General features: G+C 55.0%; 9 protein-coding genes and 1 tRNA gene. 7 read left to right on the forward strand and 3 right to left on the reverse strand.

What is annotated here, in order from left to right; genetic code table 11:
- Nucleotides 1–15: 15 nt before the first annotated feature.
- The 3 genes from AC2FNR_RS17040 (at nt 16) to AC2FNR_RS17050 (ending at nt 2,453) form a co-directional block, all read left to right on the forward strand.
- Entirely contained in the window at nt 16–903 is an 888-nt protein-coding gene (locus tag AC2FNR_RS17040; RefSeq protein ID WP_496850255.1) for a MurR/RpiR family transcriptional regulator, read from the forward strand.
- Nucleotides 900–1,991 (forward strand): aromatic ring-hydroxylating oxygenase subunit alpha, encoded by a 1,092-nt coding sequence (locus AC2FNR_RS17045; protein ID WP_496850257.1) that lies wholly within the window; start codon nt 900–902, stop codon nt 1,989–1,991. The genes AC2FNR_RS17040 and AC2FNR_RS17045 overlap by 4 nt, the downstream gene beginning before the upstream one ends.
- Nucleotides 1,992–2,069: 78 nt before the next feature.
- On the forward strand, nt 2,070–2,453 hold the full coding sequence (locus AC2FNR_RS17050; RefSeq protein ID WP_170353640.1) for a carboxymuconolactone decarboxylase family protein: 384 nt from the start codon (nt 2,070–2,072) through the stop codon (nt 2,451–2,453).
- A gap of 232 nt (nt 2,454–2,685) precedes the next feature.
- Here the strand turns inward: AC2FNR_RS17050 and AC2FNR_RS17055 are convergent, their stop codons facing one another.
- Together AC2FNR_RS17055 and AC2FNR_RS17060 are read right to left on the reverse strand one after the other, a co-directional pair.
- Nucleotides 2,686–4,356, reverse strand: a complete 1,671-nt coding sequence (locus AC2FNR_RS17055; RefSeq protein ID WP_496850259.1) for a pilus assembly protein TadG-related protein — start codon at nt 4,354–4,356, stop codon at nt 2,686–2,688.
- A gap of 1,003 nt (nt 4,357–5,359) precedes the next feature.
- Complete coding sequence (locus AC2FNR_RS17060; protein ID WP_496850261.1) at nt 5,360–6,391, reverse strand: hypothetical protein; 1,032 nt, start codon at nt 6,389–6,391, stop codon at nt 5,360–5,362.
- Nucleotides 6,392–6,578: 187 nt separating this feature from the next.
- On the opposite strand from AC2FNR_RS17060, the gene AC2FNR_RS17065 reads away from it, so the two are divergent.
- Genes AC2FNR_RS17065 through AC2FNR_RS17075 form a run of 3 tightly spaced genes read left to right on the forward strand, consistent with a single transcriptional unit; the run spans nt 6,579 to nt 9,345 of the window.
- The gene (locus AC2FNR_RS17065) at nt 6,579–7,298 is read left to right on the forward strand and encodes a PepSY domain-containing protein (RefSeq protein WP_496850263.1); all 720 of its coding nucleotides are present in this window, start codon (nt 6,579–6,581) and stop codon (nt 7,296–7,298) included.
- A 38-nt stretch (nt 7,299–7,336) separates the two neighbouring features.
- Nucleotides 7,337–7,996 carry a response regulator transcription factor gene (locus AC2FNR_RS17070; RefSeq protein ID WP_170353643.1) on the forward strand — a complete coding sequence of 220 codons (660 nt, stop codon included), beginning with the start codon at nt 7,337–7,339 and terminating at the stop codon, nt 7,994–7,996.
- Complete coding sequence (locus AC2FNR_RS17075; protein WP_496850265.1) at nt 7,996–9,345, forward strand: sensor histidine kinase; 1,350 nt, start codon at nt 7,996–7,998, stop codon at nt 9,343–9,345. The genes AC2FNR_RS17070 and AC2FNR_RS17075 overlap by 1 nt, the downstream gene beginning before the upstream one ends.
- 28 nt (nt 9,346–9,373) lie before the next feature.
- Here the strand turns inward: AC2FNR_RS17075 and AC2FNR_RS17080 are convergent.
- Nucleotides 9,374–9,463: transfer RNA gene (locus AC2FNR_RS17080), tRNA-Ser, on the reverse strand.
- Nucleotides 9,464–9,931: 468 nt separating this feature from the next.
- Between AC2FNR_RS17080 and AC2FNR_RS17085 the strand changes: the two genes are divergently transcribed.
- A complete protein-coding gene (locus tag AC2FNR_RS17085) occupies nt 9,932–10,843 on the forward strand; it encodes a FecR family protein (protein WP_496850267.1) in 912 nt (303 codons plus the stop codon).
- Nucleotides 10,844–10,888 lie beyond the last annotated feature (45 nt).

Consider the following 10,888-nt stretch of genomic DNA (forward strand, 5'->3'; position numbering starts at 1 on the left):
GTACCATCGTCAATCATGAATGACACAAATGTATCATCAATCGTTCTCGACCGCCTTACGGAAGAATGGGACGCCCTGACGCCCGAGGCGCAAAAGGCCGCACGCTACGTGTTGGAAAACCCAACAGATGTTGGGGTTTCGACCGTGCGCGAGATCGCCGAGGCGGCAAAAGTAAAGCCTAACACTTTTGTCCGAATGGCGCGGCAGGTGGGGTTCGAAGGGTACGAGGATTTCCGCGCCCCGTTCCGCGATGCGATTCGGCGCGGCACCGCGTCGTTTCCGGACCGCGCGCGCTGGTTGCAGGACATTGGCAAGTCTGGCGAATTGGGCGGGCTCTATGCTGACATGATTGGCGCCGCGATCCGAAATATCGAAGACACCTTCGCCGGGATCGACGCCGAGCGCCTGCAAGCGGCGGCTGAAGATATATGGAATTGCCGCCAGATTTTCACGCTGGGCGTGGGCGTCAACAACTCGAACGCGCGCAATTTCACCTATCTGGCCTCGACGGGGATGAAGCAATTCCACGCCATCCCCCGTCCCGGATCAACTCCGGTAGACGATCTGGCCTGGGCTGATGAACAGGACGTGCTGATCGCCATCACCTGCCACCCCTACCGGACCGAGGTGATCGACGCGATCAAGCTGGCCCGGCAACAGGGCCTGACCGTCGTGGGTATCTCGGACAGCCCGGCCAGCCCGGTCATTCTGAACGCGCAGCACGGCTTTGTCGTGGCAGCCGATACACCGCAGTTCTTTCCCTCCTCCGTCTCGACCATCGCTCTGCTGGAAACGCTGCTGTCCTTTGTGGTGGCCGTCTCCAGCGACGAAATCGTCGAGCGGGTGGAGCGGTTTCATCAACGCAGACACCAACTTGGCCTCTACGCGGAGGAGCCCGAATGAACGCACCCCTGACCCATTCACTCGACGCGCGATACTATACCGACCCCGCGATTTTCGCGCAGGAGATGCAGGGGCTGCTGGCCCGAACCTGGCAATTCGCGGGCCACGTGGCGCAGGTGCGCGAACCGGGAGATTACTTCGCGTTCGAAATCGCAGGCCAGAACCTGTTCTGCATTCGGGGTCGCGACGGGGAAATCCGCACATTCTACAATGTGTGCCAACACCGCGCGCATGAGATGGTCAGTGGCGCGGGCAATACCCGCGTTGTCGTCTGCCCCTATCACTCTTGGACCTATGAACTGACGGGCCAATTGCGCGCCGGCCCGAATATCAAGTCGGTTCCCGGTTTCGACCGCAGCGCGATCTGCCTGACCTCGGTCCGGACCGAAGTTTTCAACGGTTTCATCTTCGTCAACCTCGACGATGATGCAGCCCCCATGGACGATTGGTATCCCGGCGTGCGCGAGGAAATCCGTGCGTTTGTGCCGCATATCGACGACCTGGAACCGCTGGAATGGGTGGAAATCCCGGAAAACTGCAACTGGAAGGTCAGTATCGAGAATTACTCGGAATGCTATCACTGCCCGACCAACCACCCGACTTTTGCCGAAGGCGTCGTCAAGCCCGAGACCTATGACATTCAGCCCGACGCCAGCGGCGGCTATGTCCTACGTCATACGACCGAGTGTCAGAGCCTCGACAAGATGACCTACCCCATCGACATGTCCGTGCCTCACGCGGGCGACTACCAGTCGTGGTTCCTGTGGCCGATGTTCTCGTTCCAGTGCTATCCGGGTAACGTACTGAACACTTATCACTGGCGCGCGAATGACGCCGATCACTGCACCGTCTGGCGCGGCTGGTACACCGAGGGCGGATCGGAAAGCGCCGTCATCCGCCAACTGGCCGTGCAAGACCGCGAGACAACGGTCGAAGAGGATATCCGTCTGGTCGAATCCGTCCACCGCGGCCTGAAATCCCGCGGCTATCGCCCCGGACCGCTGGTGCTGGATCCCGGCTGTGGGGTTATGTCCGAACATTCAATCGCACGGTTGCAACAATGGATGCGCGACGCCATTGATGGCTGACCTGCCTAAAGGCTAGGAAAATAGGTCGAATTTTCTTGGCCCGACGCTTAGCGTACAAACAAAACTTCAGAGGTGAAAATGTCAGACCTGTTCAACGAAGACCTGTTTCTGAAAGGCCTGGAACAACGCAAAAACACTCTTGGCGCAGAATATGTCGAAAAGAACCTCGCGGCGGCTGACGACTTCACCCGCCCATTCCAAGAAGCAATGACAGCATGGTGCTGGGGCTTTGGGTGGGGTGATGATGTCATCGACGCCAAAACACGGTCGATGATGAACTTGTCGATGATCGGCGCCCTGGGCAAAATGCATGAGTGGGAAATTCACTGCAAAGGCGCGATCAACAACGGTGTTTCACCGGAAGAGATCCGCGCCATCATCCATGTCATCGGTATCTATTGCGGCGTTCCACAGGCTCTGGAATGCTTCCGCGTTGCCCGTAAAGTTTTGGGCTATTCCTGAACGACCCCAGCCAACGCCTGACACTTCGAAATTCAGCACCGTTCGCACGTATTGGATGTCCCGAATTTTGGTTTGCCTTGCGCCAGCGTTGAGCGCGCAGTGATTTGGGACTTCGACAGATCCTCAACCGCCACACTGCTGGGCTAAAGCAAAAAAATCGCCCGGCCCTTTCGGAACCGAGCGGTAGAGGGAAAACGAAAAGGAGCACATCACGTGTGCTCCTTTAGCATGGTTACTGAATCAGCCGCAGCTTCTGGATGGAACCGGCAATCGACACGAACGAGTCGATGATCTCTTCGCCGGTAACCTCGTAGTAGTGCGAAGGCGACGAGGCGCATGCCTTAACCTCGGCCGCCGCCTGATCTGAAGTTTCAAACGCAACCGCATAGATGATCACGTTGTTCGCCTTGGCCAGTTCACACTGCTGCTTGAAAAGCTGCAGGTTGGTCAACTGCGAGGACGTGATGGTCGTGTCTTCGGACGGGCGGGAAACCAGTTCCAACAGGCCGTTTTCCTCTTCCATCTCATCGGTTGGGCGTACCTGCGGGCTGGTGCGGCCGTCGGTCATGATCACGATGTATTTCGACGTATCCTCATGATCCCAGTTCAAGGGACGGTTTGCGAATTCAGCAGGAACTTCTCCCATAGTGCTGAGATAGGCAAACGCATCACGCGAGGACGGATCAAGCAGGGCCAAAGCGTATTTCAGGCTGTAATTGGTGCCGGTCCCATCGAACAGACGCAGGTTGTCGATAAAGCTGTGCAGGGTGGCCTCGTCGTTTTGCGCGTATTTGATGCTCATTTCGTCATCGGGGCACCAACCCCAGTTCTGGGTTGTTTCGTCATAATCCCAGTTCACGAAATAAGGCACCTGCTCGGTCGACGCTGTCGGCAGCTGCGAGGTCATGAAATCAGAGTATTCCATCTCCAGGCAGGACGACTCGTGATTGGGAATTGTCTGGTAGTAGTCGTGGAAATCACTGAACTGCAGTTCCGCATCGACATTGTTGAACTGTGTCTCGCTCGTTACTAGGTCGCCTGTGACACTATAATACCACGTCTCTTGTTTACCGCCTTTGATCGAAGCACCCACCAATTCCGCATCTTTATCGAGAACCGAGTTCTCAATGGCGAAACCCTTGACGTAATAGTAGTACGTGTCGACATCGTCCTTGTCGAAACCTTCCACATCATTGTCCGGGAAACTGTCGATCTTTACAGAATAATCCGGCAAACCATCGTCACCTGTGTCAAACCAGAACACGACGTTCGAGATATCCTGTTTCCAGGTGGGAAAGTAACCTTCCTCGATGGTGGTGCCAAAACGTTCACCACCCAGATATTCGAACATGGTCGAACCCGGGTTCGTTTGACCCGCAAACGGAATGACGTTGATCGAAGTCTGCTTGTCCGCCTTGGTCCCCGTTGTGGGGTCTTCATTTCGGCTGAGGCTTTTGGTGATGAACGCCTTGGCGGCAGCTTGCATCAAGTCGACACGGTTGTTGCTGCCCATACTGCCCGAAATATCCAGCACCAATGAGATCTCGGTATGGGGCGCAGCTTCGTTGGCCGCGGCTCCGATACCCAAAGGAATAGAGTCGATACCACTCAGGCGCATGAATTTTGTATCGTATTCTGCCCCGATCGCTGCGGCGACCGTCCGGTCCTGAAACGCCTCTTGAACAGCTACTGAGCTTTGGTACTCCGACAGCCCCTGCGCCGCCAGATGCGCATTAACCACTTCCTCTGGTGGCAGTGTCTGCTCGAGGTTGGCGGCGGCAAGCACCGCATTGTCAAGAACCCACTGTAGCTTAACGCGGTCGCGCTCATAGTTGGCGACATCAACTGCGATTCCCGTCGCGGCCAACAACATGAGAAAGACGAAAAGCGCAAAAATCGTCAAAGCGCCTTCTTCGCCAGTGGCGAAACGTCCCTTTTTAGAAGGACCACTTAAAATTGAGTTCAGTTGTCTTCGAGTCCGAATTCTGGGCATTTGAATCTCCGGGGCAACGTAAATTTTTTTCACCATTGCCTGAGATTTTGTCCCCAATTTGCCACAAATCGGGTGTTTAGATTACAATAAATGAATGTGAAATGAACTGAAAATTAACGAAGATTTTCTACAGAAAAAGGCTCTAAATAGTCGTTCAATAACAAGAAGTTAAATAAATTCATACTGCGTTGAGAATCCCCCTGATCGGTTCATTTTCAATTAATACTCTGAAAAAATAGTTCGAAAATTGCGATTTTTGGGGCGGACTGGAACAATTGGAAAACTCCCGAAAACCAAAGCCTATTTGCCTACGCTGGGAACGGCTACGTCGATTCGGCGAATTAAAGTGGCGTTGTTCTCATTTTCGCAACAACTTTAACGGAAGTTGAATAATGTATTCGCACTTCATTCAATCAAGATTTGGCACAATTCGTATTAATTGAATCTGAACACCTTAATCGTCCCGAGATTCTGCAAAGGGAATAACATGACAAAGTCTGCCATATTGATTGCAACACCGTGGTCTTCGGTGGAGCGATACACATTTACGTCGGTCAGGTGCAGCAGCAGCCCTGCGGTGGGAATGCGGGGTCGTGAACGTTTTCCTCCGATCAACATTACGCTTGCGGGCATCGTCAGAGAAATGCGGTTTCAGGAAGAAAATAAACCCGCCGCGCCCAAGTGATTTCGGACCAACATTCTGGCGCTGCTCGCCCCAAAAAAGGGAAAAGCCCGCTCATAATAAGAGCGGGCTTTAATTCGCGCCTAGAGTGAGTACGGGTGCGCGATCCTTTTCGTCTTCAGTTCACATCCATTAGTCGATTACCGGGCCAGCCAATGTTTTGTAGGTGGATGATAAAGGCTGGCCCGGCTCTCGTTGCCTCCGTGAGATTCAGGGCAATGAGATCATGTCTTATTCGAGCCCGAGCATGGCTCGCACCGTCGCCTCCACTTCGTCGGTTACAGGTTTGTTCGCCGCATCTTCAAGCGCCTCACGCTCCAGGTCTGGCTGCTGTTCAACCTGCTCAGTTAGATCTTCAACTTCTGCAACCGCATTGTTGTAGTCGACAGCATCCTGCAGCTCATCCGCAATTTCCTGCTCCTCCTTTACGGCTTCCGCAAGCTCTGCTTCTGCAATGCCCAACGCCTCTTCGATTGCTTCATCCTCACCACCGGCATCCGCCAGGTCTTGTTCCAGACCGTCGACAACCTCTTGTTTCTCGTCGACATTTTGCTGCGCTTCATCAAGCGCATCTTCGATCTCATCGGTTGTACGATCGGGCTGTTCCAGGCCCGCAAGCGTTTCGATCGCTTCTTCCAGATCCTCTTCGAGGGCAAAACCTGCCAGCACGGTATCACGATAGATTGCGATCCGGCCGACACGGGAATTCGGAGAGGCATTCAACAACGCTGTCGGGCTGGCATTGGCCGCATTCAAGGCACCAAGTTCAGAAGGATGGGCCTGAAGAAGCTCGGACGCTTTGACCTTTTTGCTCCGGCCCTGTGGCCGAACAGATGTTGTCACTTCGGTCACGGCATCTTTCTGCTGAGAGCCAGAGGATACGGAACGGCTGGACTTGGACGATTTCTTGGACGACTTATTGCCTTGGAAAAAATCCTTCAAAGAGAAGCCTTTTCCCCCAAGCGACTTACTTCCCGACCCCGCGGTTTTCTTACCGCTACGGTTGAGTCCCCCTTTACCCTTTGCGCCATCATTTTTGCCTGCGCCTTGGCCGCCATTCCCTTTGCCGCTGTTACCTTTTTCTCCACCGTTACCGCCGCCATTGCCTTTACCGCCACCGTTGCCCCCGCCATTGCCTTGCCCCCCTTTGGCAAAGGCGGGTTCAGGCACCGCGACCGTCATAACAACAGCAGCAGAGCCAACTAAGGCCACGGCAACAGCAGAAGCTTTCAGGAGGTTTGTCGTCTTGATCTTCATGTTCATTTACTTTGGCCCTCGCGGATCGAAATATTCCGAACGACAGCCCCCACTTAGTCGCCAGAGGCAGAATCACCCCTTTGACTGCATTTGACATGATGCACACTGAACACACGAAAAACTGTTTGTTCATCACTAGTTCACATAGAATTAATTAATCTTTAGGGTGATCTACGCAAAGACAGTGACCGTGATGTTAAAGCTTGTAGCAGTAACGCTTTTTGCCACCCTTCTCATGACTGGTGAGGGGTTTGCTGACGCGCGCGAACTTAAGCAATCCGAGTTACGCCAGGCGACAAAGACTGGCAGTGCAATTCGGTTGAAAAGAGTTATTCGTGGCGTTGAAAAAGTGTTTGGCGGCACTCCTGTGGACGCACGCGCGTTTCAGACGGACAGGGTCTACTACCGGATTCTGGTCAAAAAACCCAACGGCAGCATTATAAGTGTTATTGTTGATGCCCAGACCGGCGTTGTCGTGTCGAATCGATCTAGTGTTGGTCGGCAAATACGAGAAGCGGCTCAGGCAAATAACGGCAAATCGGCCAATTCCAAAAGCCAAGCTGGAAACCGGGCCAACAGCGGAAACAACAATGCCGGTGGCAATGGTAATGGCAATTCCGGCGGCAACGGCAACTCCGGCGGTGGCAATTCCGGTGGTAATGGCAATTCCGGCGGTAACGGTAATGGCAATTCCGGCGGCGGTAACTCCGGCGGCGGTAACTCCGGTGGTGGCAACAGCGGCGGCGGTAACTCCGGTGGTGGCAACAGCGGTGGCGGCAACTCTGGCGGTGGCAACAGCGGTGGTGGTAACTCCGGCAGTGGCAACAGCGGTGGTGGTAACTCCGGCGGTGGCAACAGCGGCGGTGGCAACTCCGGCGGCAACGGCAACGGAAATGGCGGACGCGGAAGATAACCGATGAACATTTCGCCGAAGCATTGTAGTTTTCACCTATGAGAGTATTGCTTGCAGAGGATGAGCCGCATCTTTGCGCTCAGATCAAAAAACTTCTGAACGCCGAAGGCCGGGTTGTGGACGTAGCCCACAATGGGCTTGAGGCGCTTCATCTTGGATCAACTGAACCGTACGACGTGATCGTTTTGGACGTCGGTCTGCCGGAACGGGACGGTATCTCGGTTTTGCGGGAATGGCGCGCGAACGGCGTCAAGACCCCAGTGCTGATCCTTACTGCACGGGATGGCTGGAGCGAACGGGTCGACGGTCTGGATGCTGGCGCCGACGACTACATGACCAAACCCTTCCATATGCCCGAGCTGGCAGCCAGAGTGCGCGCGATCCTACGGCGACAAAGCGGACAGCTTAATCCCCTGATCGAGATGGGGGGTGTGTCACTGGATACCAAAAACGGACGAGTAACAGCGAAAGACGTTCCGGTTGATCTGACTGCACAGGAAATTGCTGTGCTGACCTATCTGGCGCATAACCGGGGCCGTCTGATCTCGCGCACCGAGCTTTCCGAGCATATTTACGAATATGATGGTGATCGGGATTCGAACACGATCGCTGTCTTCATCACACGTCTTCGAAAAAAGCTGGGTCCCGAACTGATCAAAACCGTACGCGGGCGCGGCTATATGATCGACAGCGCCTGATGCTGTCACTAAGGGAACGAGCCCTGCTGGGCGGCGTTGCCACGGGTGCCATCTCGGTTGCGGTGGGCACTTTGGCAGTTCTATCCTACATCAACTCAAGGGTCTCGGATCAATTTGACTCCAATCTGCGTGACCGCCACACGCAGCTCGTTGTCGGGCTAAGTGTCACGACAGACAACCCGGATGCATTGCAGGATCTGATGTTCGATCCGGCCTATGGCACACCTTATTCAGGGCGGTATTGGCAGGTAACCAACGGAAGGGATGAGGTTTTCACCTCGGCTTCTCTGTTCGATGAAACCATCGCGGAACCTGTCGTTGCCACGGCGTCCGCAACCTTCTGGAACACAACCGGCCCTGAAGGTGAGGCCCTGCGCAGTATCTATCAGGAAATCTCGTACGAGGACGGAACCGTATGGGGCGTCAGTGTAGCCGAGAGTCGCGACGAGCTCATTGCCGAGCGCCGGGCCGCGCAGCGCAGCCTGCTGCCGGTGTTTACTCTGGTGGGCCTGATTGGGGTCGCCGGATCTTTGCTTTTGATGTCTGCGATCATGGGCCCTCTTCGCAAACTTCGCACGGATGTTGCGCATCGCTGGGACACGGATGAGGGGCTCAAGCCTGACGACTATCCTGATGAGGTGTCGCCATTGGTCGACGACCTCAACAAACTTTCAAGGCGTAATCGGGATATTGTATCAGGGTCGCGTCGACAAACTGCCGACCTCGCGCATGCGCTCAAGACGCCGACAGCGATCCTTCGCAATGAATTGAGCAGCCTTGCTGAACATGGCGCCACGATCGACACCGCGCAGGAAGCACTGGACAGGATAGACGCTCAACTCAGTCGTTCATTGGCACGAATGAGGGCTATGAACACAGCCGAACTTAGCCATTCGCGCGCAGATCTGTCCAATTCGGTGGACCGGTTGTCGCGCCTGTTTTCTCGCATGGCCGAACGTGACGGCAAAGAGCTCGAAGTCATCCGACAAAAAAACCTTTGGGTACGGATGGATCCCCAGGACATCGAGGAAGTCCTGGGTAATTTGATGGACAACGCTGTCAAATGGTGTCGTCAAACTGTGCGTGTTTCGGCGATGGCCAAAAGGAACAGTATTGAAATTCATATCGAGGACGACGGACCGGGTATCCCCGAGGATGACCGGCGCGAAGCTCTTCGATCAGGCGGGCGACTAGACACCTCTGTCGCTGGAACGGGACTAGGTTTGGCGATTGCGGTCGATTTGCTCAACGCATACGGAGCCAAGCTGGATCTGGGCAGATCAAAGGTGCTGGGCGGGTTGGAATGTCGTGTTGTGATCAACTCGATCCACAAGAAACCATCAAAATAGGCGGAAGAGCACACAAATTCTGTGTTGATGGCGGAGACGAAGGGATTCGAACCCTCGAGACGGTTTCCCGCCTACTCCCTTAGCAGGGGAGCGCCTTCGACCACTCGGCCACGTCTCCGTTGGCCGGTATATCCCTGCCCGGCGACCAGTTACAAGGCGATTTTCCCAGCTGTTGTTATTTTTCTAACTTACGGCCCAAAGGTGGCATCAGAATTCGTAAAAGACACACCTAGTTAGCGTAAGTGCGCGCCGAGAAACCGTTCCAACGCATGACGCCGAGTTGGGTGTGGAAGCAGGGCGAGTCAGAAAACTTGCCAACAGGACATGGTTTAAGGCATATTTGCTTATACATATTTAAGAAACCGATAAGATTAAATTTAATGGGGGCAAAACCGGGCAGTGGGCGTTCAGCCCATTTCTAAGCTATTGGGGGTACATAAGCTTGGCCTGGTTAAAAGTATTTTGCGTTGTGTTGTCTATATTGCTTGTACCTGTGCAAGTCTGGGCCAACATAGGAAAAGTCGTCGGTGTCAAACAAGGCGCACAAATCGTCAGAAGCGGAGAATCACAGCCCTTACGGTCCGGTATGGAGGTCGAGTCTGGCGACGCCATAACAACCGACCAAAATGGATTGGTTCAATTGATATTTGTCGATGAAACCAAAATAGCGATCGGACCGAACGCCAGCATGGTGCTTGATGTGACTATGTTGCGCGGCAAGCAAAAAGCAAAGTCCTTTGCGGTTCAGGCATTGGGCGGTAGTTTTCGCTTCATCTCGGGGAAAAGTAAGAAAAGGGCATATTCCATCCAAACCCCGACAGCCACCATGGCCGTTCGGGGCACAACGTTCGACATGTGGGTTGTTCCCGGAACGCAAAGCGCAATGCTGGTTTTGGATGGCACTGTTCGAATGTGTGGCCTCGGCGGTACATGCCGCTCCACTGGGCGACAGTGCAGTCTGTTCGCGACCACTCAGCGCGGCAATGTTGGTCGACCTATAGATCAGGAACAATACGAGTTGGCGCTGAAGACCGGCTTTCCCTTCGTCCAGTCTCAAGACGAACTACTAAGCCCGCTTAAAGTCGGGATTGGTGGCTGCGCAGCTGAATCCGTTCCATTGCCACCTATTAAGTCCGACGCACCGACACCGCGACGCATCCGGCAGCAAGCAAAAATCACTGCTGCCCCCCGTGCAGACCCACCGGCAGCTGACCCCCCCGCCGCCCCTGAGCCACCTGCGCCGGAACCACCGGCACCCGAACCGCCGGCACCCGAACCGCCGGCACCGGAGCCGCCTGCACCCGAACCGCCTGCACCGGAGCCGCCAGCACCGGAGCCTTCGGACCCAAAAAGCAGGTCGGGTCAGGCTGATGGTTCTAACCCAGCGGGTCGGGGCGGGCCATCTGGTGGGGTTAACAACCCCGGACAGGGCAAGGGGCCAGGGCACGGGAAAGGTCATGGTCGCGGGAAAGGTAAGCGAGACAGGGGCGACGCTTGAGTACATGCGCCCTTTCTACGGCACAGTGACGTGCCCGCGCACGCA

This window comes from Ruegeria sp. SATB045, assembly GCF_059613525.1.